The organism is Catenulispora subtropica, assembly GCF_039531675.1.
GTDB lineage: Bacteria > Actinomycetota > Actinomycetes > Streptomycetales > Catenulisporaceae > Catenulispora > Catenulispora subtropica.
In genome coordinates, this window is record NZ_BAAAQM010000010.1 from 163,366 (window position 1) to 185,419 (window position 22,054).

The 22,054-nt window shown below is 67.4% G+C and carries 19 protein-coding genes, 1 tRNA gene and 2 pseudogenes; 15 read left to right on the plus strand and 7 right to left on the minus strand.

All coding sequences use genetic code 11. From position 1 onward, the window contains the following. Window positions 1-102 precede the first annotated feature (102 nt). On the plus strand, window positions 103-405 hold the full coding sequence (locus tag ABD466_RS11710; RefSeq protein ID WP_344657004.1) for a hypothetical protein: 303 nt from the start codon (window positions 103-105) through the stop codon (window positions 403-405). A gap of 24 nt (window positions 406-429) precedes the next feature. Here ABD466_RS11710 and ABD466_RS11715 read toward each other — a convergent pair whose 3' ends face one another. Together ABD466_RS11715 and ABD466_RS11720 are read right to left on the minus strand one after the other, a co-directional pair. Beyond that, window positions 430-3,189, minus strand: a complete 2,760-nt coding sequence (locus ABD466_RS11715; RefSeq protein WP_344657005.1) for a helix-turn-helix transcriptional regulator — start codon at window positions 3,187-3,189, stop codon at window positions 430-432. A 113-nt stretch (window positions 3,190-3,302) separates the two neighbouring features. After that, window positions 3,303-4,070, minus strand: coding sequence for an inositol monophosphatase family protein (locus tag ABD466_RS11720; protein WP_344657006.1), 768 nt, complete (start codon window positions 4,068-4,070; stop codon window positions 3,303-3,305). Between the two features lie 146 nt (window positions 4,071-4,216). Here ABD466_RS11720 and ABD466_RS11725 point away from each other — a divergent pair, with 146 nt between their 5' ends. The 5 genes and pseudogenes from ABD466_RS11725 (at window position 4,217) to ABD466_RS11745 (ending at window position 8,295) form a co-directional block, all read left to right on the plus strand. Beyond that, window positions 4,217-5,203 carry an AsnC family transcriptional regulator gene (locus ABD466_RS11725; RefSeq protein WP_344657007.1) on the plus strand — a complete coding sequence of 329 codons (987 nt, stop codon included), beginning with the start codon at window positions 4,217-4,219 and terminating at the stop codon, window positions 5,201-5,203. Window positions 5,204-5,424: 221 nt separating this feature from the next. Continuing rightward, window positions 5,425-6,411 carry a zinc-dependent alcohol dehydrogenase family protein gene (locus tag ABD466_RS11730; RefSeq protein ID WP_344657023.1) on the plus strand — a complete coding sequence of 329 codons (987 nt, stop codon included), beginning with the start codon at window positions 5,425-5,427 and terminating at the stop codon, window positions 6,409-6,411. 55 nt (window positions 6,412-6,466) lie between these two features. Beyond that, window positions 6,467-7,303 (plus strand): alpha/beta fold hydrolase, encoded by an 837-nt coding sequence (locus ABD466_RS11735; protein WP_344657008.1) that lies wholly within the window; start codon window positions 6,467-6,469, stop codon window positions 7,301-7,303. A gap of 100 nt (window positions 7,304-7,403) precedes the next feature. Then, a pseudogene (locus ABD466_RS11740) lies at window positions 7,404-7,603 on the plus strand (SDR family NAD(P)-dependent oxidoreductase); the annotation flags it as partial. Between the two features lie 125 nt (window positions 7,604-7,728). Continuing rightward, window positions 7,729-8,295 (plus strand): hypothetical protein, encoded by a 567-nt coding sequence (locus tag ABD466_RS11745; RefSeq protein ID WP_425558626.1) that lies wholly within the window; start codon window positions 7,729-7,731, stop codon window positions 8,293-8,295. Window positions 8,296-8,381: 86 nt separating this feature from the next. Here the strand turns inward: ABD466_RS11745 and ABD466_RS11750 are convergent, their stop codons facing one another. Then, the gene (locus ABD466_RS11750; RefSeq protein ID WP_344657009.1) at window positions 8,382-9,557 is read right to left on the minus strand and encodes a Dyp-type peroxidase; all 1,176 of its coding nucleotides are present in this window, start codon (window positions 9,555-9,557) and stop codon (window positions 8,382-8,384) included. Between the two features lie 77 nt (window positions 9,558-9,634). On the opposite strand from ABD466_RS11750, the gene ABD466_RS11755 reads away from it, so the two are divergent. Beyond that, window positions 9,635-10,975: a right-handed parallel beta-helix repeat-containing protein gene (locus ABD466_RS11755; RefSeq protein WP_425558627.1), complete on the plus strand. Its 1,341-nt coding sequence runs from the start codon at window positions 9,635-9,637 to the stop codon at window positions 10,973-10,975. Window positions 10,976-10,999: 24 nt separating this feature from the next. On the opposite strand, the gene ABD466_RS11760 is transcribed toward ABD466_RS11755, so the two are convergent. Then, a complete protein-coding gene (locus ABD466_RS11760) occupies window positions 11,000-11,734 on the minus strand; it encodes a hypothetical protein (RefSeq protein ID WP_344657026.1) in 735 nt (244 codons plus the stop codon). A gap of 321 nt (window positions 11,735-12,055) precedes the next feature. Here ABD466_RS11760 and ABD466_RS11765 point away from each other — a divergent pair, with 321 nt between their 5' ends. The 5 genes and pseudogenes from ABD466_RS11765 (at window position 12,056) to ABD466_RS11785 (ending at window position 18,179) form a co-directional block, all read left to right on the plus strand. Next, on the plus strand, window positions 12,056-14,503 hold the full coding sequence (locus tag ABD466_RS11765) for an SdrD B-like domain-containing protein (RefSeq protein WP_425558630.1): 2,448 nt from the start codon (window positions 12,056-12,058) through the stop codon (window positions 14,501-14,503). Window positions 14,504-14,735: 232 nt separating this feature from the next. Further along, window positions 14,736-15,833 (plus strand): integrase core domain-containing protein, encoded by a 1,098-nt coding sequence (locus ABD466_RS11770; RefSeq protein WP_344657010.1) that lies wholly within the window; start codon window positions 14,736-14,738, stop codon window positions 15,831-15,833. A 278-nt stretch (window positions 15,834-16,111) separates the two neighbouring features. Then, complete coding sequence (locus ABD466_RS11775; protein WP_344657011.1) at window positions 16,112-16,699, plus strand: hypothetical protein; 588 nt, start codon at window positions 16,112-16,114, stop codon at window positions 16,697-16,699. 135 nt (window positions 16,700-16,834) lie between these two features. Continuing rightward, window positions 16,835-17,638 (plus strand): annotated as a pseudogene (locus ABD466_RS11780) (IS5 family transposase); the annotation flags it as partial. Between the two features lie 34 nt (window positions 17,639-17,672). Next, window positions 17,673-18,179 (plus strand): GNAT family N-acetyltransferase, encoded by a 507-nt coding sequence (locus ABD466_RS11785; RefSeq protein WP_344657012.1) that lies wholly within the window; start codon window positions 17,673-17,675, stop codon window positions 18,177-18,179. A 50-nt stretch (window positions 18,180-18,229) separates the two neighbouring features. Here the strand turns inward: ABD466_RS11785 and ABD466_RS11790 are convergent, their stop codons facing one another. Further along, the gene (locus tag ABD466_RS11790) at window positions 18,230-19,045 is read right to left on the minus strand and encodes a hypothetical protein (RefSeq protein WP_344657013.1); all 816 of its coding nucleotides are present in this window, start codon (window positions 19,043-19,045) and stop codon (window positions 18,230-18,232) included. A gap of 92 nt (window positions 19,046-19,137) precedes the next feature. After that, window positions 19,138-19,395: a hypothetical protein gene (locus ABD466_RS11795; RefSeq protein ID WP_344657014.1), complete on the minus strand. Its 258-nt coding sequence runs from the start codon at window positions 19,393-19,395 to the stop codon at window positions 19,138-19,140. A gap of 77 nt (window positions 19,396-19,472) precedes the next feature. Between ABD466_RS11795 and ABD466_RS11800 the strand changes: the two genes are divergently transcribed. The 3 genes from ABD466_RS11800 (at window position 19,473) to ABD466_RS11810 (ending at window position 21,590) form a co-directional block, all read left to right on the plus strand. After that, window positions 19,473-20,558 carry a hypothetical protein gene (locus ABD466_RS11800; RefSeq protein WP_344657015.1) on the plus strand — a complete coding sequence of 362 codons (1,086 nt, stop codon included), beginning with the start codon at window positions 19,473-19,475 and terminating at the stop codon, window positions 20,556-20,558. A gap of 89 nt (window positions 20,559-20,647) precedes the next feature. After that, the gene (locus tag ABD466_RS11805) at window positions 20,648-21,076 is read left to right on the plus strand and encodes an integrase core domain-containing protein (RefSeq protein ID WP_344657016.1); all 429 of its coding nucleotides are present in this window, start codon (window positions 20,648-20,650) and stop codon (window positions 21,074-21,076) included. A gap of 121 nt (window positions 21,077-21,197) precedes the next feature. Beyond that, window positions 21,198-21,590, plus strand: coding sequence for a hypothetical protein (locus tag ABD466_RS11810; protein ID WP_344657017.1), 393 nt, complete (start codon window positions 21,198-21,200; stop codon window positions 21,588-21,590). Between the two features lie 277 nt (window positions 21,591-21,867). Here the strand turns inward: ABD466_RS11810 and ABD466_RS11815 are convergent. Continuing rightward, window positions 21,868-21,940: transfer RNA gene (locus tag ABD466_RS11815), tRNA-Ala, on the minus strand. Between the last annotated feature and the right edge of the window lie 114 nt (window positions 21,941-22,054).

Here is a 22,054-nt window from a genome sequence, read left to right on the forward strand (position 1 = left end):
AAGTCGCTGCCTTCCAGCTCGCCGATCCACACCGCAGACTGGGGATCGCGCCGACCCGGGCCTCTGGTTGGTCGCGATCACCCGCCATCGGAAAGGCTTGTCATGACCGAGATCCTGGAAGTGACCACCCTGCGGCCCGCGCCCGGCCTCACACCGGAGGACTTCGTCGCGGCGAACACCGACATCAACGAGTACCTGAAGCGGCAGCCCGGCTTCCGCTGGCGCCGCATCGCCGTTCGCGACGACGGTACGATCCTCGACATCGTCGCCTACGACAACATCGAGCACGCTCGTTCCGGAGCAGCCGGAATCACCGGCGAGATGGGCGATTCACCGGTCCACGAAGCGATCGACCACAGCACCGTTGACTGGCAGTTCACCACGGTGCTCCAGCACGTCGAGTAGCACCTGCTTCATCGCGGCCGGCGATCAGGGGCGACGGCCGAACAACGCGGTACCGAGCGCGGCACGTGAGGTGACGCCCGTCTTGGCGAATACCTTGCGCAGGTGGTACTCCACCGTTCGAGGGCTGATGAACAGACGGCTGCCGATCTCCGGGTTGGTGAGCCCCTCACTGGCCAGGTGAGCGATCTGCGCCTCGCGCGGAGTGAGATCGCTGCCGGTCTCGACCGTACGCTTTCGGGCGGTCTCTCCTGTGGCACGCAGTTCACGGGCGGCTCGCTCGGCGAAGCCCTCGATGCCCATCGCGACGAACTCCTCGTACGCGGTCCGCAGATGAGCGCGGGCGTCCAGTCGCCGCCGCTCGCGGCGCAGCCATTCGCCGTAGAGCAGATGGGTGCGAGCGAGATCCGGCCGCAGCCGGCTGCGGCCGAGCCGGTCGATCGCCTCGCCGAAGAGCCGTTCGGCTTCCTCGCCGTCGCTGAGCAGGGCGCGCGAGCGCGCCTGGATCCCGGCCGCCCAGTCGGACTCGCACGCTTGGGTTGACTTCGTGAGCTGTTCGAGCGCCTGCCGGGCGAGCCGGATCCGCCCGGCGTGAGTTGCCGCCTCGACCAGCTCTGTCGGTGCCCACTGAGGCGCGGCGCCTGGTGCGGGCGGGGATGAGCTTGCCCGTTGCGCCGCTTCCAGGGCGTCGTCGTAGCGGCCGAGACCGTTGTAGAGCAACGCCGTGGTCCAGTCGACGACAGTCTGCCGGACTCCCTCTCCTCGCGTCGCAGCCCCGTCGGCGCTCGCCAGCGTGAGTCTGGTGATCTCGGCTTCCTGCCCGCGCCATGCGGCCAGTTGCAGAGCCCCGTAGTTGGTGATCTGTGCTCCGGTGGCCGCGGTGATCGTGGAGACCTCGTCGGCCAGTGACTCGGCCTCGGCCAGTTCGCCTTCGAACAGATGCATCGTGATCCGCGACAGCAATGCCAGCGGCAGCACCGCCAAGGCGCCGGTGCTACGGGCCAGACGAAGGTGTCTGTCAGCGAGTTTGACGCAGGCTTGCTCGTCCCATCGGGCCACGGCGGTGATGAACGCGAGCCACAGCCAGCGCAGCTCCTCCTCAGCGCTGACTCCGTCCTCAGTGAACACACGCACGGCCCGCCGCAGCGCGGGCGTTGCGGCGCCAGTGTCTTCTGTGAGCAGCCGGGTGACAGCGTCTAGCAGGAGATCGGCGGCCCGTGACAGGTCTGAGGACGGCATCGCCTCCCGAGCGGTCGCGGCGATGTCCACAGGCCCGGCGCCTGGGGCGAGCGTTCCGGCGAACAACGCCGCAGACACCGCCTGCAGATAGGTCTCCCGCGACAAGGCTGCGTCCAGCGGTTCGAGCAGTTTGGCGGCGTCCAGAAGCATCAGCGGGGCGAGGCTGCCGTGGTCGGTGGAAAAAGCGATCTCGGCTTGCAGGAGAAAGGAGCGGGCCCGTTCTGCTTCATCCAGGGGGCCGTTCAGGGCGGTCGCCAGCAACTGCTGGGCGGCCTCGGGTGCGCCCGCCTCGTGGTGGGCCCACGCGGCTGCCAATGCCCGCTTCGCCCTGTGTTCGGCGTCCGGGGTAAGCGCGACGGCGCGCTGGAGGAAGGCGGCTGCTGCGGCCAGGCCGCCCCGGGCTTGCGCACGGCCGGCCGACAATTCCAGCTCCGCAGCGACATCCTCGTCGGGTTCGACGATCGACTGCGCGCGATGCCAGGCGCGGCGGTCCGGGTCGGCCTCAGCGTCGGTCGCCTCAGCCAACGCCGCGTGCGCCCGCATCCGCTCCGCGGGCAATGCGGCGCGGTAGACCGCCGACCGTACCAACGGGTGGCGGAATCGGATCCTCGTTCCGAACTCGACCAAGTCCGCCGCTTCGGCGGCGGCCGCGGCCGATCCGCCGATCCCGAGCCGGTCCGCCGCGCGCCACACCAGCACCGGATCGCCGAGCGGATCGGCGGCGGCCACCAGCACCAGCCGTCGTGCATCAGGCGGCAGCGCCTCCAGACGACGCTGGAAGCCGTCCTCGATCCGTCCGGTCAGCGGCCGTGTTCCGGGGAATCCGAAGCCGCCGGCCAGTTCCTCGTGAGGCAAGCTTCTCGGCAGCTCCACCAGGGCCAGCGGATTGCCCCGCGCCTCCGCCACGATCTGTTGGCACACCCTTTCATCCAGCCGGCCTTGCACTGCGGAACGCAGAAGCGCCCGTGCGTCCTCATCGCGCAAGCCGCCGATCTCCATCTTCGGTAGCTCGGTCAGCTGTTCGGCGACCTCACTGGTCCTGGCGGCGAACACACAGGCCACCGATTCGGCGAGCAGCCGCCGCGATACGAAGGCGAGCACCCGCGTCGACTCCTGATCGAGCCACTGGGCGTCGTCGATCAGGCAGATCAGCGGGCGTTCCTCGGCTCCGGCGGCGAGCAGGCCCAGCACCGCCAGGCCGACCAGGAACCGGTCCGGCGCGGGACCCGTGCGAAGCCCGAACGCCGTGCTCAAGGCATCACGCTGCAGTTCCGGTACCCGGTCCAGGGATCCCAGCAGCGGCACGCACAGCTGATGCAGCGCCGCGAACGGCAGCTCCATCTCCGACTGGACACCCGTGGCGGACACGACACGGCAGTCCGCCGCCCGCTGAACCAGGTACTCCAGTAGCGCCGACTTGCCCACCCCAGCCTCTCCGAGGACCACCAGCGACCGGCTCTCGCCCGCGCGGATCGCTTCGACCAGCCGGTCGAAGGTCCCGCACTCGCGGTGCCGGCCCAGCAGGCCGGAACGGGGAGCTGCTCCCATGGTGCCTCCAGTCCAGCAGCCCGTGTGGCAACAACTTTAACGCCCGCCAAAAGGGCGGTGCCTGTCGGTTCGGAGTAGTCGACAACCGTCGCCAGAAGGCGACTTTGCGGCTCTTACCTGCAGCGCGCCAAGATTTCGAGCAACCGCTCGTGCAACGCCGGCGAGGCTGCCAGGAAGCTGTCCGCACCGGCTCGCCACGGCTGCCCGTCCACGTCGGTGACCACGACGCCGGCTTCGCGGGCGACGAGCATGCCGGGCAGCAGATTGGCCTCGTCACGGCCGAACTCCCAGAAGGCATCGATCCGCCCGGCGGCGGTGTCGGCGATCTGCCACGAGGTGGGGCCGAGATTGCGGACGGCACCGACGTGCGGCAGGAGTGCGGCCAGTGAGCGCCCCGCCTGCGCCGCGGCGTCGGGTTGCCGGGCGATGAAGGGCGGTTGGCTGGTGGCCACCAGGGCGGCGGCCGGATCGATTTTCGCCGAAGGGGCGATCGGGCGCCCGTCGCGAGTGGCACCGTGGCCGCGGGCGGCCATGTAGGTCTGGCCGAGCAGCGGCGCGTGGAGCACGGCGGCCACCGGCTCGGCGTCCCGGACCAGGGCCAGGCTGACGCAGAACTGCGGCAGGTCCTGCAAGTACTGCACCGCACCGTCCACGACGTCCACGACCCACAACTCCCCGTCTTGCGGCACGACGGCGTGGCTGTCCAGTTCCTCCAGCCATGGAACGCCCGGCCGCAGCGCCTCCAGATGCGGCCGTATGGCAGCGACCATCTGTGCCTCCAAGGCGGCGTAGACCTCGACGAACTCGTCGAGCGCGACGATCGGGCCAGGGCGCGGGCCGGCTACCAGCAGCCGGCCGACCTCCTGCGCAGCGGTCGCCATGGCGGAAAGGACTCCCGCAGGTTCGCCATCGACCTCGTGTGACACGGTCAGCTCCCTCAATGGTGGATCGTTCGGTGTCACGATCCTCGATGGGCCGAGGCGCCACCTCGCGCTCCCCGCGCCATTGGTGAGCGATACTGCCAAACATGGCCTCCAAAATTGCCGATCCGGTACTCGGTGAGCGTGATCAGCGGTTGATCGCCGCGCTCCAGTGCGACGGGCGGCTCACCGCCGAGCGGGCCGGCGAGGTGCTCGGCCTGAGCGCGCGCACCGTGCACCGGGGCTGGCAGGCGCTCATGGCCGACGGCGTGTGCCGGGTGATCACGCTGCCCGAACGTTCCGACGCGATCGGGGCGCTGCTGCTGCGGATCCGGGTGCTCGGCGGCAAACTCGACGCGCTCACGGCTGCGCTCGCCGCCCGCCCGGACATCCCGTTCATCGACGTGTCGACGTCCGGTGACGAGATCCTGGCGGTCTCCTGGACCCGCCCGGGTACGCGTGACCAACTGGTCTTCAGGGAACTACCCGCGACGCGCGCGGTCACCTCCTTCACCGCGGACACGATCCTGCACGTCTTCGCCGAAGCCACGGACTGGCGCCACGCCGTGTTGACCGACGGCGAGCGCGCCGCCCTGACCCCGGTCCGATCGCCCGAACACAAAGAATCGGATGATGCCGACCGGGCGATCATCGCCGCCTTGCAGGACGATGCGCGGATTGCGGCGGCTACCGTGGCCGCACGCACCGGCTATCCGGAGTCCACCGTGCGCCGCCGTATCGCCCTCCTGGCAGATACCGGCCGGCTCCTGACCCACGTGGTGGTCGATCCGAAACGGCTCGGACTGGCCATCGACGCGAACGTGATGGTGCGGGTCGCGCCGGGCCGGCTCGACGCCGTCGGGACAGCGCTGGCCGGCCATCCCGCGGTGCACGGGCTGTTCGCCACGACGGGCGCGAACAATCTGCATATCGCGGTCTGGGTGCGCGACCTGGCCCATCTGTACCGCTTCCTCACCCAGGACCTCGGCGGTCTGGGTGTCCAAGGCGCCGAGACCGTGATCATCGGGCACGCGGTCAAGCGCCCGGGCCGACCAGCCGAACCCCGCCTCGCATCCCCGAGTGCGCCGGCCTGACTCGGCGCTGCCGCGCTCGGCAGCGGCGTCATCGAGAGCACGTGCCGCCTGACCGGTCTTGAGCACCGCTGGGGACCTGACGGATGCCAGGGAACGGTCCGGAGGCGAGACTCGCGGCATGGCTTGTGTTTCCGCCGTCGGCGGGGCTGACCACCAGGCCACTCGATCACGAGAGCCACACGCTCACGATCGAGACGTCACAAAGCAGACACGAGGCCATGATGCGTGCGGTGGTATTGGAAGAGTTCGGTGGATCACTGGTCCTGGACCACGTCGACACGCCCCAGGCCGCCTCCGGGCAGGTGCTGGTACGCGTCGAGGCCAGCGGCGTGAACCCGCTGGACACCAAGATCCGCGCCGGGAAGGCGGCCCACGCCCGCAACCGCCTGCCGGCCGTGCTGGGCCTGGACCTGGCCGGGGTGGTCGAACAGGTCGGCCCGGGCGTCGGCGGCTTCCAGACCGGCGACGAGGTCTACGGTCTGACCGGCGGGGTGGGCGAGCTCCAGGGCTCGCTGGCCGAATACGCGGCCGTCGACGCCCGCCTGCTGGCCCGCAAGCCGAAGTCGCTGAGCATGCGCGAGGCGGCGGCCCTGCCGCTGGTCGCCATCACAGCGTGGGAGGGCCTGGTCGACCGGGCGGCGGTGGCCGCCGGCCAGAAGGTCCTGATCCACGGCGGAGCGGGAGGCATCGGCCACGTGGCCGTCCAGATCTCGCGCGCCCGTGGCGCTGAGGTCTTCGCCACCGGTGGCACCGAAAGCCTCGAGACGATCCGCGGCCTGGGCGCCACCCCTATCGACTATCGGAGCACGACAGTCGAGGACTACGTGGATCGGTACACCGCGGGGGACGGCTTCGACGTCGTCTTCGACACCATCGGCGGGACGACGCTCGACGACTCGTTCGCCGCCGTGCGCACCTACACCGGCCACGTCGTCAGCGCGCTGGGCTGGGGGACGCACAGCTTGGCACCGCTTTCTTTCCGCGGCGCCTCCTATTCCGGGATCTTCACCCTGCTGCCGATGCTCACCGGCCAGGGGCGCGAGCATCACGGACAGATCCTGCGCGAGGTCGCGGCCCTGGTCGACGCCGGAGCGCTGACCCCGCTGCTGGACGACCGCGTGTTCGGGCTCGACGACGTCGACCAGGCCCACGCCCTGGTGGCAGCGGGCAAGGGCAAAGGCAAGGTCGTCGTCAACATCGGTGACTGAACCGCGCTGGCACCACCAACACGTTTCCGCACCACAGCCAGTGAAAGGGAAGAACATGTCGTACATCACCGTCGGTCAAGAGAACTCCACCAACATCGAGCTCTACTACGAGGACCACGGAAGCGGCCAGCCCGTAGTCCTCATCCACGGCTTCCCCCTGGACGGCCATTCCTGGGAGAAGCAGAGCGCGGCCCTGCTCGACGCCGGCTACCGCGTGATCACCTACGACCGGCGCGGCTTCGGTCAGTCCAGCCACGCCGCCTACGGCTACGACTACGACACTTTCGCCGCCGACCTCAACACCCTCATGGAGACCCTCGACCTGCATGACGTCGTCATGGTCGGCTTCTCAATGGGAACCGGCGAAGTCGCCCGCTACGTCAGCACCTACGGCTCCTCCCGCCTCGCCAAAGTCGCCTTCCTCGCCTCCCTGGAGCCGTACCTGCTGAAGACCGACGACAACCCCACCGGTGCGGCGCCCATGGAGTTCTTCCAGGGCATCTCCGACACCGTGAAGGCCGACCGCTACGCCTACTACACGGCGTTCTACGAGGACTTCTACAACCTCGACGACAACCTCGGCACCCGTATCGGCGAGGAGGCCGTACGCAACAGCTGGAACGTCGCCACCGCGGGCGGTTCGCACGCCGCCGCAGCATCTCCGCTGGCCTGGCCCACCGACTTCCGCGCCGACATCCCCAAAATCGATGTCCCGGCCCTGATCGTCCACGGCACAGCCGACCGCATCCTGCCCATCGACTCCACAGCACGCCCCTTCCACAAAGCCCTCCCCACCGCCGACTACGTCGAGATCGACGGAGCGCCGCACGGCATGCTGTGGACCCACGCCGCCGAGGTCAACAGGGCGCTGCTCGACTTCCTGGCCGAATAGACCCACACAGAGGCGGCAGCGTCCTCCCGACGTGCGCCGCCTCTGATGCAGCTGCCGCCCGGGTCCGCGTTGAACCAGATCCACTCTGAAAGGTCATGTCATGTCCGACCTAATCCGTACGCCATTCGGCTTCGCCTCCACCGCGGCGGAGGTCCTCGGCGGCGTGGACCTCCACGGCAAGCGCGCCTGGTCACCGGCGCCGGCTCCGGAATAGGCGTCGAGACCGCGCGGGCCCTGGCCTCGGCCGGCGCCGAGGTGGTCTTGGCAGTGCGCCGCCCGGAGGTGGCCGCCGGGTCTGCGCCTGCCGAATACCTCGTCCGTGCAGGTCACCCGCATATGCAGGCTCGGTATGGAGGCTGTCGACCTGGCATCGATTCTCGTGCTGTGGTCTCGGCTAAGTCTCGGGCATGATGGCCGGTTGTGCTGTGCGTCTGACCTATCTGGCCGTGACCAACGCCTTCGCTGTGTTGCGGTCGCTGCCGATGAGCGACCGTGACAAGGACGCGGAGATCTTGGCCCTGCGTCATCAGCTCACGGTTCTACAACGACAGCTGGGTCCGAACAGGGCCAGGTTCGGCCCCGGGGACCGGGCGTTCCTCGCGGCGCTGCTCAAGCCGCTACCCCGTGACTCACTCCGTCGGTTGCATCTGATCGTCAGCCCGGACACGGTTCTGCGATGGCACCGCGATCTGATGCGTCGGCGCCATGCCAACACCTGCCGACCCGGGCGAACCGGACGCCCGCGTACGGTCGCCTCGATCCGGCGGCGGCTGCACGCCCTCCACGAGTACGAGACGCACTACAACCGCTATCGCGCTCACCAAGCGATGCAGCAGACCGCGCCGCTACGTGCAGTGCCGACACCGATCACCGACCAACAGCGCATCACCGACCAACAGCGCATCACCGACCAACAGCGCATCACCGACCTCGACATCCGCCGACACGACCGACTCGGCGGCGTCATCCACGAGTACCAACACGCAGCCTGACCTGCCTGGACGACATTATCGGCAGGCGCAGGATCGCCGGCCGGGCTGTTCTGGTGCCTGGGAGCGGGAGACCTGAGATGTGGGGTTCAGCCGAACAGCGTCGATCCCAGCGGATGCTGCTGATCGAAGCCGGGCAGAATCAGAAACGTGGCGCTCGCCGTGGTCGTGGTGAACGCGAGCAGCGCGTCGGAGTCGTCCATGTGCGTGAGCGTGGCGGTGAAGGTGCGCAGGTCGTTCTGGAAGCTGATGAACAACAGCCCGGGGCGGGGGTCGTCGATGCTGTAGGAACGCCGCTGCATCAGGCCGACGCCGACCACGTTGGCGTGCGCGCGGCGGGCGTGGGCGTCGGCGGGGATGAGGTAGCGGCCGTCGGGAGTCTTGGCACCGAGGTCCGGGTTCGTGGCGATGGTGCCGCCGGACAGCGGGGCGCCGGTCTCCCGGCGCCGGCCGAAGACCGCTTCCTGCTGGGGGACGGACATCGCGGCAAAACGCGGTAGATCCAGCTCCATGCGGCGGACGACCGCGATCGTGCCACCGGCGACCGGGGCCGGGCCGGCGAGCCAGAGGTCGCTTTGCTGCTCGGCGGTCGTGGCCGGTCCGACGATGCCGTCGAGGAAGCCGAGCAGGTTACGCGGTGCGGTCCGTCCTGGCGCCACGGAGGTGTTCGGGCCGCGGCGCGCGGACTGGCGCCAGCGTTCGGTGACGCGTGCTCCGGCCTGGTCCAGCAGAGCGGCGGCGGCGACCGGCAGGACCAGGGCGTCGCTGGCGCACAGCTGGATCAGCAGATCGCCGCCGCGGGACTGCGGGGTGATCTGTTCGCGGGAGAACTGCGGGAGGTCGGCCGTTCCGGGCAGGTCGGCACCGGCCGCTTGGGCACCAGGCGCCTTTCGCAGCACCCGGGGCCCGATCCCGATCGTGATGGTGAGATCGCCCGGCACCAGGCCCAGGAGCCGCGGCTCGGTTCCCGCAGTGAGCGCGAGCACCGTGTGGCCGAGTTCGGCGAGCAGCGAGCCGGGCGCGGTCTTGTCATCGAGGTCTGCGACGACGGCCAGCAGGTTGGGCTGTGCCGGCTGGGGAATCACGACGCCCGCCTGGTATCGCCCCGTCGGCGGCACCGGCGTATCGGCGGCGGCGCTGCTCGGCTGGAGCGCAGAGGCGGATGGGGAGTGCGAATCGCACCCCGCGGCGCCACCGACGGCCACCACGGCGCCGGCCGTTGCGAGGAATCCACGGCGGGACGGTTGCGAGTCGGCTCGGCGCACATCGTAGAGGGTGTCACAAAGTGTGGCGTTTGAGTGAATCCGGGTTCTGAATCAGCCGCCGGTGCCAGACTGGCTCAATGCCACATTTGGGTTCTCGCGGCTGCGCGATGTTGAGCGTCCTGATGGTGTCGTCGGCCGCGTGCGGTAGTGGCGCAAGCCATCCACCCAGCCAGGGCCATCGTCCTGCCGGAAGCCATGTGACGATCCACGTGCCGGCGGACGCCCCGACGATCTCGGACGCGGTGGCCTTGGCCAAGTCAGGTGACCTGGTTCTGGTGGCGCCCGGCACCTACCACGAGATGGTGAAGATCCAGACGCCGCGGATCACGCTCCGCGGCGAGTCCCGCGACAAAGTGGTCATCGACGGGCAGCTGCAACAACCGGACGGGGTCGTGGTCACCGCGCCTGGCGCGGCCGTGGAGAACCTGACGGTGGAGAACAACACGCAGAACGGTGTGCTGGTCACCGGTTCGGCGAAGGCCGCGGCCGGACAGACCGGGCCGGGCGGTGACTACGACACGGGCAGCGAACCAGTCACCTTCCTCGACTCCTTCCTGATCTCCTACGTCACCGCGACCCGCAACGGCCTCTACGGCATCTACGCGTTCTCAGCGCAGAACGGCGTCATCGAGCACTCATATGCCTCCGGCGGCGCGGACTCCGGGATCTATGTGGGGCAGTGCAAGCCGTGCCACATCGTCGTGCAGAACAACATCGCCGAGCTCAACGCGGTCGGCTACGAGGGCACCAACGCCAGCAGTGACATGTACGTCGTCGGCAACCGCCTGGTCGGCAACCGCGTCGGCCTGACCACGGACTCCGACCACCAGGAGAAGCTGCTCCCGCAGCAGGACACCGTCGTCGCGGGCAACCTGGTCGCGGCCAACCAGCAGCCGGCGACACCGGAGCAGGCCGACGGCGGCTGGGGCATCGGCATCGGCATCGACGGCGGAAGCGCCAACCAGTTCCTGCACAACCGGATCACCGGCAACAGCGACGCCGGCGTGGTGATCACCGCGACGCAGGACATCCCGCCGAACGGCAACCAGATCCTGGACGACACGTTCGCGGGCAACGGGATCGACGTCGGCTTCACCTTCCCGAACGCGACCAAGGGCCAAGGGAACTGCCTGCGCGGCGAAGGCCTGCACACGGTTCCCTCCGGGCTCGGCACATCGGCGGCGTGCCCGATCGGCCCGCAGACCGCGTCGCCGTCCGGCACGTGGACGGCTCCGAAGCCGCCGAACGGGATCCCGTTCACGGATGTCGCCGCGCCGCCGGTGCAGCCGCAGTTCCCGAATGCCGCCGGTTCGCCGGCCACCGTCGTGCCGGCCGCGCCGGTGGTGCCGGATACCGCGAGGGTTCAGGTTCCGACCGCGTCCTTGCTCGCCGCTACGGCGCTGGTGCAGACGTCCTGAGGCTCGGGACGATATCCGTAGCGGCTACCGGCTCGGAGCGGTTGCGGGTGCTGATGGCATTGGCGTGTATTTCTGCGTGTCGAAGTCGATGACGGCAGGCTGCGTCTCGGAGGCTAGAGCAGCCTGGACGCGATACATGGTCCCGTCCGAACCGATCCAGTAGCGCACCGTTCCGGCGGTTCCGGCCGAGCCGTTGGCCGCCGGCCCGGTCATGATGTCGACCTGCCGGCCGGCCACCTGGTCGTGACCAGCCCAGCCGGCGCCGTTCTGCGGCAGCAGCTGCGCGTTGTCCGGCCGGTCGCTGCCCAGGCTGAGCGCGATGAGCAAAGAGCTGTCCAGTGAACTGCCCGTCTGCTGGAGCGGACGGCTGTACCAACCCGTCGTCGGCGGGATCGCCGGCGCGGTCGCGGGGGCGTCCGTCACCGGATCGACGCGTACTGATGTAGCGGTCCACTCGATCAGTCCGTCACTGGACGTGTCCCGCCCTGTGCCGTGCACGACGCCGTAGCCGAGCTTCGCGCGGTAGTCGACCGAGCCGGTGACGATCAGGTTGCCGGCGGGGCCGGGCACGCTGATCGTCACCGCCCGGCCGCCGGCCTCGTAGTTGCGGAACCGCGTGATCGCCAACCGGTTCGCTTCCTCGGAGCTCAGAGCCCGTTGGCCGCCGCCTCCGGATCCGCTCGCGGCGGCCACCACGACGCCGGCCACCGCGAGGGCGGCGACACAGGACCCTGCGACGATCCAGCGAGCTTTCGGCATGGCTCGTACCTTACGGGCACCGCAGCCCTGGCGTACGCCCGATTCGCCATGAAACACCTGTTCACAGCGCTTTTTCGGTATCTCGAGGGATACAATGCTCTGATTAACTCGGCGGTTCAGTGTCACCCTGCCCTCCGCCAGGGCCCTCCTGTGTCATGGCTGCGGGCGCCCTTGAACCGTCGTGTCTGTTCCCCGACAAAAGGACATTCGGGCATGAACGAAGCCAGCAGAAGACGGGTACGGCCGGCCGACAGCGGAGTCGGGCGGCTGGCCCGGGTGGGAATGGCGACTCTCCTGGCGGCCGGTGGCGCCACCGGGGCGATGGTGGGCGGGGCGCCGGCGGCGTCCGCGGCGGGCGGCGACGGAACGCTGACCGTCCAGGTGCTCAGGGATTTCTTCGGCACCGGCATCATCAACGCCACCATGGACACCCCCCAACGAGGCATGGACGTCGACGTCACGGACGCCGCGGGCCACGAAGTCCAGGGGGTGACCGACGCGACCGGCAAGTTCGTCATGACCTCGTCGACGATCCTCACCGGCGGCCGATACCGCGTCGACGTGACCATCCCGGCGCCGTACGACGGCTACCTGCGGGCCGCGCCGGCATCGACGAAGGCGAACCACTTCGACAGCTTCACATCGTACGTCGACCTTACCGGCGGCAAGAAGGCCTCGGTGGTCACCGGCGTGTGGAACCCGGCGGACTACACACTGCCGGACCACAAGTACTACGTCCCGGTGCAAAGCCCCGCCGTCAAGACGGACAACACTCCCGGCGACCCCAACGGCCAGGCACTCGTGGCGGTCGACCCGGCGGCGCGCGACACCTGTACACCGCCGACGAACTGCCCCACGGTGCTCAACACGCAGTCTGAGGTCGGCACCACGTGGGGCCTGGCCTACGACAAGTACCAGAACCGCATCTTCCAAAGCGCTTTCGCAAAGCGCTACACCAACTACGGACCTGACGGCGGCGGCGCGATCTACACGACGCCGACCGACGGATCCTCAGTGCCGAGGCTGTTCGCGACAGTGCCCGGTGCCACGGTGACCCCACACGACTCTGCCGACATGCTCAAAGACCCGGGGTTCACGAACGCGCCGGGCAAAGAGAGCGTCGGTGGTATCGCGCTGTCCGAGGACGGCAAGACGCTGTACGCGGTGAACCTACTGACGCGTTCCCTCGTGAGCTTCGATGCGACCGGTAAGACGGCCCCGCAGCCGTCGACGACCGTGCCGATCCCGGACCCGGGGTGCGCCTCCCCGACCGACTGGCGGCCGTTCGCCGTCGCGGCGCATGACGCCAAGCTGTATGTGGGCGGCGTGTGCGACGCGGAGAGCACTCAGCAGCGCAGCGACCTCAAGACGGTCGTCTCCGTGTACGACGGCAGCAAGTTCACGCCAGTGCTGACGCATACGCTCGACTACCTGCGTGGATATGTCCTGACAGGAATCCCCACGGATAAGACCTCCCACTGGAACCCGTGGGACACCAGTCTGCTGAACTGGGACTCGCGCAGCCTCTCCGGAGCCACGTACGCCGATCCGCAGCCGGAACTGGCCAGCCTGTCCTTCACCCGCGACAGCTCGATGATCCTCGGGTTCCGCGACCGGTTCATGGACGTCATCGGCGCCGGCGGGCTCGACCCGCGTCCGCTGAACAACACTCCGGAACAGGGCATGTCCGGCGGTGCCATCGACATGGCTTGCTCGGCGCCGGACGGCTACGACTGGGAGGGCACCGGCGACTGCCCCAACCACGCCACCCCCGCCACCGACGGCAACAAGCCCGCAGGTGTCGTGCAGTACTTCCCCGGAGACTTCTTCGACCCGAACCACTCGGGTACGGGAGCGCACCAGGACGCGTCCCAGGGCTCGGTGGCCTACGTACCGCAACAGCAGTGGGTCGTCAGCACCGAACTCGACCCGGCCACGCACGTCAGCTCGGACGGCCTCGGTTACTACGACGTGACCACTGGCATCGGCCCCGGTCAGAACGACCCCGCAAACGGCTATCAGATCATCGGCCCGGAAAACTCCTTCGGCAAGGCAGGCGGCCTCGGCGACATCGCCTACACCGCGGCCAACGCCCCGATCCAGATCGGCAACTACGTCTGGTTCGACGGCGACCACGACGGCATCCAGGACGCACACAGCACCAACGAGGTCCCCCTCGCCGGCGCCACCGTGAACCTCCTGGACGCCAACGGCAAGCAGGTCGCCACCACCACGACCGACGCCGCAGGCGAGTACTACTTCGGCGGAGTCGGCGCAAAGTACCAGCTGACCCGCGGCGCGAAGTACACGGTGCAGTTCAACGTGTGTACCGCCAAGACCGACAACGTCCCGGGCCAACCGCCGGCGAGCGCACTGCGCTTCACGCTCCCGCTGGCGGGCACCGACCGCGTCCACGACTCCAACGTCGTCCCGCCCATCACCGGCGAGCTCTGCAACGGCTACGCACCGGTCACCGCCCCGGCCGAACCCGGCGGCGTCGACCACACGATCGACGCAGGGGTCTACATCCCGGCACCGACACCCCCGCCGAGCTCGAGCCCGCCGCCCACCTCGACACCCCCGACGAGCAAGCCGCCGACCACGTCGACCACTCCGCCTTCGACGACGACGTCGTCGAGCTCGGGCGGCCTGGCGCACACCGGCGTGTCCGACTGGCTGCCGGAGCTGACGCTGATCAGCATGCTGCTGGTCAGCGCCGGCGGTGCGATCGCTTGGGGTAGCCGACAGCGGCGTGCTGGGAAGCACTGAGGTAGTCGGTCTACCTGTCCGGTCGATTCTGTTGTCCGAGCAGGTAGGCCATCGATCAGCTAGTTGATGGAGTCGCCGGCGCCGTCCGCACGATGCTTGTGCGGGCGGCGCCCTGCGGGTTCCGAGAATGTCATCCGCCCAGGTGGGGGAGGGTTTGGTCGGTCACCTCGTGGTGGCGCGGTTGGGCGGTTCTCGGCGTGTCGTCGACGTGGGGCGGCGATGATGGCTGGTTGTGCTGGTCCGTTTCGCGTATTTGGCCGTGTCGAATACGTTCGCTGTTCTGCATCTGCTTCCGATGAGCGGGCGGGAGAAGGATGCGGAGATTTTGGCGCTGCGTCATCAGGTCCGGACCTTGCAGCGGCAGTTGGGCGGTCAACGGGTCCGCTTCGAGCCTGCGGATCGGGCGCTCTTGGCGGCGTTGCTGGGTGCGCTGCCGCGCGGGACGCTGCGTCGGCTTCAGCTGGTCATGAGTCCGGACACCGTCCTGCGCTGGCACCGTGATCTGCTCAACCGGCGCCATGCCGCTCGCAGCAGACCGAAGCGCCCTGGGCGTCCGCGGACTGTGGCCTCGATTCGGCGGCTGGTGCTGCGCCTGGCGCGCGAGAACGGCACATGGGGTTACCGGCGTATCCACGGCGAGTTGGCGTTGCTGGGCGTCACGGTCGCGGCGTCCACCGTGTGGGAGATCCTCAAGGACGCCGGCGTCGATCCGTCGCCGGATCGGACCGCGACCAGTTGGGCGGCGTTCCTGCGCGGCCAGGCCGAGGCGATTGTGGCGTGCGATTTCCTGGAGACGGTGACGCTGTCGGGTCAGCGGCAGCACGTTCTGGCCGTCATTGAACATGCCACGCGCAGGATTCGCGTCCTGGGCGCTACGGCGCACCCTACGGCTTCGTGGGTCGCACAGGCCGCCCGGAACCTGGTCATGGACCTGAAGGACGCCGGCAGTTCGATCAGGTATCTGATCCGTGATCGTGACGGAAAGTTCTGTGCCGCCTTCGACGAAGTGCTGGCCGAGGCGGGTGTTCAGGTTGTGCTCACTGGGGTTCGAATGCTGCGGATGAACGCGGTCATGGAGCGCTGGACAGGCACCTGTCGGCGTGAGCTGCTGGACCGGATGCTGGTCTGGAATCAGGCCCACCTGCTGCATGCGCTACGCGAAAACGAGATCCACTACAACCTTCATCGGCTTCACCGGTCGCTGGGTCAGGGCGCTCCACTGCATGCCGTGCCCGAACCGATCATCGGTAGCGCCGACATCGTCGACCTGCACGTGCGAAGACGCGACCGACTCGGCGGCATCCTGCACGAGTACGAGCACGCGGCCTGAACTGCGTGGATGGAATATTCGGCACCCACAGGGTTCTCAGCGAGTCGACGAAGGAAAACCATCGCGACCTGCGGCGCAACGCTCTGAGCAGCGAAGGGGGGCCCTCCACTGGAGGGCCCCTCTTTCCACTATGTGGGGTGTTCGTGAGTGGGGTTGAGCTGGATCAACGGGGTCTTCTTGAAGATCGCCCCCACCAGGGAAGACATCTCCCTCTTGATCGCTAGTGACCCGGCTGTATGAGGACCGCGCTGGTGAGCGGCAGATCGATAGAATGACGTATGCGGACTGCTGAAGACATACGCGAACATCTGATCGTGACGTTGAACAGCATGTTTAAGCGTCCGGGCATGTACGGCGGCTGGCTGGCTGCTCACACCGTGATCGACATGCTGGAGTACGTCGACGGCGTGGACGAAGGCCGTATCAGCGTCGTCGACAGCAACGCACGAACGCCGGAGCGTTTCGTGGACGAACGGCTGCCAGACCCCCGCTCCGACATCTATCACTCGCTGTTCCTGCCACGGCTTCACCAGCGCGGTTGGTTCCGGCCTGACAAATTGCTGACGTCTGCGGAGCATGCGGATCTGGTCGAAGCCCTGGAGCTGTGGGTCAGCGAGGTCCGCAGTCAGTCAGATGTCATCGAATCCTTCGGAACCCCCTCGTGGGCGCACGGCGGGTGGCAGGGCTCGCCGCGGGTCATGGTCTACGCCGCTGCGGATGCAGCGCGGCCAATGGTTTACTTCGTCGCTGCGGAAGACGAAGTCATCGTCGCCGCATGGGCTGCCGAGAACTTGTTCCCCATCGGACTGAACGTGACCACACGCGGCAAGGAACTGCTTGCGGATCGCCGACCGGTCGTCGGCTGAGGGCGAGACCGTCTTAGGACTCGTAACAGAATTGGTGTGCTTGAGCTGCAGGAATGTGCGTGTATCAGGCTTCGTTGATGCTGCCGGAGGTGGAAGACAGCCGAGACGAAGAAGAACCCGCGTCGGCCCTGGGAGGTCGACAACGGCCTGTGGGAGCGGATCGAGCCGCTATTGCCGCAGGTCAAGCGCAACCCGAGGTATCCCGGCCGTCCACGACTGGATGACCGCAAGGCCCTCAACGGCATCCTGTTCGTGTTGTACACCGGGATCCGCTGGGAGTTCCTTCCGCAGGAGCTGGGTTACGGCTCGGGAATGACCTGCTGGCGCAGGTTGCGTGACTGGAACGCCGCCGGAGTGTGGCAGCGGCTGCATGAGCTGCTGTTGGCCGAGCTGCGCGGCGCGGGCCTGCTGGACTTCTCCCGCGCCGCAGTCGACTCCAGCCACATTCGGGCGATGAAGGGCGGGCCAGCCACCGGCCCGTCCCCGGTGGACCGGGGCAAGAGCGGCAGCAAGCACCACATCATCGTCGAGGCCCACGGCATCCCGCTGGCCACGATCACCACCGGTGGCAACCGCAACGACGTTACCCAGCTGATCCCCTTGATCCAGGCCGTCCCGCCGATTCGCGGCAAGCGAGGCCAGCCGCTGCAGCGCCCGCGGCACCTGTACGCCGACCGCGGCTACGACCACGAGATCCACCGTGACCAGGTCCGCAGGTTCCAGATCACCCCGCACATCGCCCGACGCGGCACCGAACACGGTTCCGGCCTGGGCGTGCACCGCTGGGTCGTGGAAGGAGCGCTGGCACTGTTGCACTGGTTCCGCCGCCTGCGCATCCGTTGGGAGATCCGCGACGACATCCACAACGCATTCGTGACCCTTGGCTGCGTCGTGATCTGCTGGCGGCGACTTCGCAAGGTGCAGTGCTGGCAGACCTGAGGGCGAGCAGGCAGCCCACTGATAACCTCGATCCATGATCGAGACCGTGCGGCTCTCGCTGCGTCCCCTTGGTGTTGAAGACGTCGAGGCTTTCGTCACCCTACACGCGGACGAACGCATCAACCGCTTCGTGGGGTTCTACTCCCGCGAGCAAGCGCTGGAACGCCTACGCACGATCGAGCAGCAGTGGACCGAGCGCGGCCACGGCCTGTGCGCTGTCCACCTCAAAGACAGCGGCGAGTTCATCGGCCGCTGCGGCCTGAACTACTGGGAGCCGTTTGAAGAAACCGAACTCGGTTGGACCCTCAAAGCAGAAGCCTGGGGCCATGGCTACGCCACCGAGGCGGCACGCGCCTGTCTCGAGTGGGGCTTCGCGACCCTCGATGCGGAGTATTTCACATCGATGATCCACCCGGCCAACGTCCCGTCGATCCGAGTCGCCGAAAGGCTGGGCTTCTCCCCACTCCGTGATGACGTGCTACTCGGCAAACCAGTGACGGTTTACTCGCTGAACCGTCCGGGCGTAGCCCCCAAAGCCTGAGACCATCGGCACGCACAGGGAAGCCTCATTCTGTTAGGAGCCCTTAGCCGCTACCCAAGCGGCTTCCCCATAGACCGTCGGCGATCGGCGACCTCGTGGACATAGCGCTCCCACTCGCCAAGGAAGTCGTCAGGCGCCGCCAGCCCGTCGCTGCAAGCCAGCTCGCCGACCCAGTTTCGCGTCATCCGCGAGTAGGTGTGTCCACGTGACGTGCGAAGCCACACGCTTGCTGCTTCACGGCTTTCGCCGTCGAGTACCAGGTTGAACTGGTACAGGCGTTGGGAGCATAGGCGGGAGTCCCGGATCAAAGTCGCCTGGTCCTTGCGGCAGCGTCGTAGCTCCCACGGGATGCCCGAGGGTGATCGGTGCGCTTCGGCGGGGTCGGCCTGGCTGAACGACGCCAGTGGGTGGGCCGGCGGTGGGACGAGTGGCTCGTCGGGGTCCGGTTTGTCGAACCACACTCCCTGGGCGATGGCTTCGACGAACTGGTCGTGGAAGCTGAACAGGTAGTGCTGGTGGGTATCCATCAGCGGCGTCTGGTAGTGGTGGTTCTCGTAGTTATGGCGTTCGGCGAGCCACGGCGAGTCAGAGACTTCGAAGACCCAGTCTCTGATCTTTGTCGGCGCGGTGAGCGGAACGGACCGCGGATACGGCAGGTGCTCCCCACGTGATCCGCTGACGGCATCGAGCCCTTCGAACGTCACCCGTCCCAGGCCGCCTTCGTCAGGGGGCAGAGGGAAGTAGATGGCGTTCGGCGGGTAGTCCTCGTCGCCGGGGAACAGCGGCAGATGACCGAAGGCCAGCCGCGGGGGCAGCACCGAGTCGGCCTGCATCGGAACTGTGAGCGGATGAGCGGTCGGGGACATGCACGGCAGGGTACGTCAGCACGCCGTGTGGACTCACGGGGGTTTTGCCGCTGTGTGTTGAGCCTCGGTAAGGAGGACGAGGGCGATGCCGCTCAAGCAGTAGTCGAATCGCCTGATGCTGAACTGGCTGAGGATGGGGTGGGCCGTGGAGGCCAGACCTCGCGGAAGAACTCGACGGGCAAGCCGCCGGGCGTCCCACTGTCCTCGATGGCAATGAAGAAGTTCCCAGCAGGCAGGGATAGGCGCCAGGTGTCGAATTGATCCACATTGTGCGTGCAATAGCGTGCCAACAGTTTTATGAGCATCCGGCCCTCTTCGGGAGTGAGCGGCGGCCCCACGTCATCGGTCATGCGGTCAGATTCTCACGCACCATCGAACACAGGGGAAGGACGTCCGGTGCCATGGGGCACGCCATAGACTCCGCGGTGTGTTCGTGAAGCCGCTCGATCTGGTCGATGAAGACGAGGCGATACGCCTTGCCGGCGCTAATGCGGCCGCCCATCACGGGCCGGGAGTGGTGGTCGTGCTCGGCGACGACGCCGTGGTGATCGTGGCGGATCCGCAGGATGGTCTGGAAGCAAGTGGGATGCGGAGCCGAAGGGACTTTCGTCTTCACGGTCCGTTCCCATACGACGTGGGCGTCCGGTTCTTCGGACATCCACCGACCTCGCCGCACTGGAGCTGGGCGCAGCGCCGTGACGTTCGCCCGTTTCACCTGTTCACGCGCCTGCTTGAGGGCTGCCTTTATCTGGGGGTCGGCAAGCCGTTTCATGGCGGCTTCGATGAGCATGCGCTCCACACTGCCGATTTGAGGATCACGCCTGAGCTGACCCTTGAGGTGTTGGACCGGGCGCTGCCGCCGACAGAGCCCGGTGAGTTGCCGGGGCTGGAGTGGCTTGGCCTGGTCTCGGATGCGCCGATGCAGGCATTGGAGTCGTTCGTCACCGCTTGGATTCCTGAGGACGGCAGTTCTGCCGAAGCATCCGAACACGATGACGTGCCAGCGGCGCTGGTCGAGTACTACCGGTTGGCTCAAGCACGGCCGGCTTTGATGGGCGTGCAGAATCGACTGCTTCCCGTGGTGAAGTGGGCTGCCGGACGGGACGTCGGGATGGTGGGGTTCGCCCACGAGAACCAGGGCTGCCACCTGTGGTTGATGGATCCGTCGGAGGCTGATCCGACGGTATGGATCGACGACTTCGGTCACAGCTGGGACATGGTGCCTGAGCGCGAGCCGCTGAGCGCTTTCCTGCTGCAGTTCGCGCTGTTCGAGACCATGATGAACGCGCCCCACACAGCGTTCGGCCAGCAGATGGAAGTCGCGCGGGCTCGGGAGCTGACGAGCTCGTTGACGCCTGTTCCGTTGCGCCCATGGCGGTGGCCGGCCGATCCGAGCAGCCTGTTCGTCGCGCCTGGGCTGATCGCGCAGGTGGTCGACACCGGAGACGACATGTGTGAATTTTGGGCTGGAGGGTTCCATCGCAGTGTTCTTCGCTCTCTCGGGTTCTCCTAACCGTCGGTCGTCGCCGAGCATGGCGAGCCCTAGCGTCTACGCCAGGTTACGTTACGTGGCCGCACGTGCACCCTATGCTGATGCCAAGGGTGCAGCGCATCATTTGCTGCCCCGGTCAGGACCTCGAACAGGCCGGCCGCCGGTTCAAGTACCTGATCCGTGATCGGGATGCGAAGTTCACCGATGCCTTCGACGCCGCGTTCGCCTCCATCGGCATCGACACAGTACTTACCGCGCCTCAGGCACCGCGGATGAACGCCATCGCGGAGCGGTTCGTGCGGACCATCCGCGCCGAGTGCACCGACCGGATGCTCATCGTCGGCGAACACCACCTCTGGTCTGTCCTTCAGCGATACATCGATCACTACAACAACGGCCGCAGCCATCAAGGCGACGGGATGCAGTTGCGGGCGCCCAGCGACGACAGGAACGTGATCCCCTTCCCGGCCCCGGCAAGCCGCATCCACCGCACATCGGTACTTGGCGGGCTGATCAACGAGTACCACACCGCAGCATAAACGCACAGGTCACAACCAGTGGCCGAGTTTCAGGAGTACTACAGGTGACGACAGCCCGCGCAAAGCCCTCAAGCATCGTGCGAAACACGAAAGCCGAAGCGTTCCCGTGCACCCCGAACTCGTGGCTTATCTGCGGGCCCACATCGAGACGTTCGGCACCGCACCCGATGGTCGGTTGTTCGTACGCGCCAACGGCCGGGACATTCGCTATGCCACCTTCGCCAGCCTCTGGTCCAAAGCGCGCGAGGCCGTGCTCTCGCCAGAGCAGATCGATTCGCCGCTGGGCAAGCGTCCCTATGACCTACGCCACGCCGCAGTGTCCACCTGGCTCAACGCTGGCGTCAGCGCTCCACAGGTAGCTGAGTGGGCCGGCCACAGTGTCGATGTACTGCTGTCCGTTTATGCCAAGTGCATCGACGGTCAGGAGGAACGCGACCTGCGCCGGATTGATGAGGCGCTGACCGCAGAACCCAACAGGCGGGCCACGCCTGAGGCCGGCGCCGCGGACGGCTGAGGCTCGCTGCTACGGCGTACACGTGTGTCACTCAGCACATCTGAAGCTTCACCCGAACCGGTGATGACGGCGGTGATCGGACGGCCAGGGCGACCCGAGGGCGGCCTGGACCGGGGAGCGTATGGGGAGCGATCTTCGATAATCCATGATCGAAAGAGATCTGCGGTGAGACAAAAGTCTTCGTTGTCGTGCAGGCGGAAAACCATCGCGACCTGCGGCGCAAAGCCCTGAGCAGCGAAGAGGCGCCCTCCACTGGAGGGCGCCTCTTTCCACTATGTGGAGCTTAGGGGACTTGAACCCCTGACCTTTTGTCTGCCAGACAAATGCTCTACCAACTGAGCTAAAGCCCCATCTGGTCCCCCGGTGAGATCTTCTGATCGATCTTCCTGATCTCCCCGGCGGGCGTTGCCTATATTAGCCAGACCTGGGGCGGGAAGGGAAATCGATTCGCGACCTGGGGGTTT

What these genes read in the sequence shown, in the direction of transcription:
- ABD466_RS11710 (WP_344657004.1), top strand. Translation starts at nt 103, where the DNA reads ATGACCGAGATCCTGGAAGTGACCACCCTGCGGCCCGCGCCCGGCCTC.
- ABD466_RS11715 (WP_344657005.1), bottom strand. Translation starts at nt 3,189, where the DNA reads ATGGGAGCAGCTCCCCGTTCCGGCCTGCTGGGCCGGCACCGCGAGTGC.
- ABD466_RS11720 (WP_344657006.1), bottom strand. Translation starts at nt 4,070, where the DNA reads ATGGCGACCGCTGCGCAGGAGGTCGGCCGGCTGCTGGTAGCCGGCCCG.
- ABD466_RS11725 (WP_344657007.1), top strand. Translation starts at nt 4,217, where the DNA reads ATGGCCTCCAAAATTGCCGATCCGGTACTCGGTGAGCGTGATCAGCGG.
- ABD466_RS11730 (WP_344657023.1), top strand. Translation starts at nt 5,425, where the DNA reads ATGCGTGCGGTGGTATTGGAAGAGTTCGGTGGATCACTGGTCCTGGAC.
- ABD466_RS11735 (WP_344657008.1), top strand. Translation starts at nt 6,467, where the DNA reads ATGTCGTACATCACCGTCGGTCAAGAGAACTCCACCAACATCGAGCTC.
- ABD466_RS11755 (WP_425558627.1), top strand. Translation starts at nt 9,635, where the DNA reads ATGCCACATTTGGGTTCTCGCGGCTGCGCGATGTTGAGCGTCCTGATG.
- ABD466_RS11760 (WP_344657026.1), bottom strand. Translation starts at nt 11,734, where the DNA reads ATGCCGAAAGCTCGCTGGATCGTCGCAGGGTCCTGTGTCGCCGCCCTC.
- ABD466_RS11765 (WP_425558630.1), top strand. Translation starts at nt 12,056, where the DNA reads ATGGTGGGCGGGGCGCCGGCGGCGTCCGCGGCGGGCGGCGACGGAACG.
- ABD466_RS11775 (WP_344657011.1), top strand. Translation starts at nt 16,112, where the DNA reads ATGCGGACTGCTGAAGACATACGCGAACATCTGATCGTGACGTTGAAC.
- ABD466_RS11785 (WP_344657012.1), top strand. Translation starts at nt 17,673, where the DNA reads ATGATCGAGACCGTGCGGCTCTCGCTGCGTCCCCTTGGTGTTGAAGAC.
- ABD466_RS11790 (WP_344657013.1), bottom strand. Translation starts at nt 19,045, where the DNA reads ATGTCCCCGACCGCTCATCCGCTCACAGTTCCGATGCAGGCCGACTCG.
- ABD466_RS11795 (WP_344657014.1), bottom strand. Translation starts at nt 19,395, where the DNA reads ATGACCGATGACGTGGGGCCGCCGCTCACTCCCGAAGAGGGCCGGATG.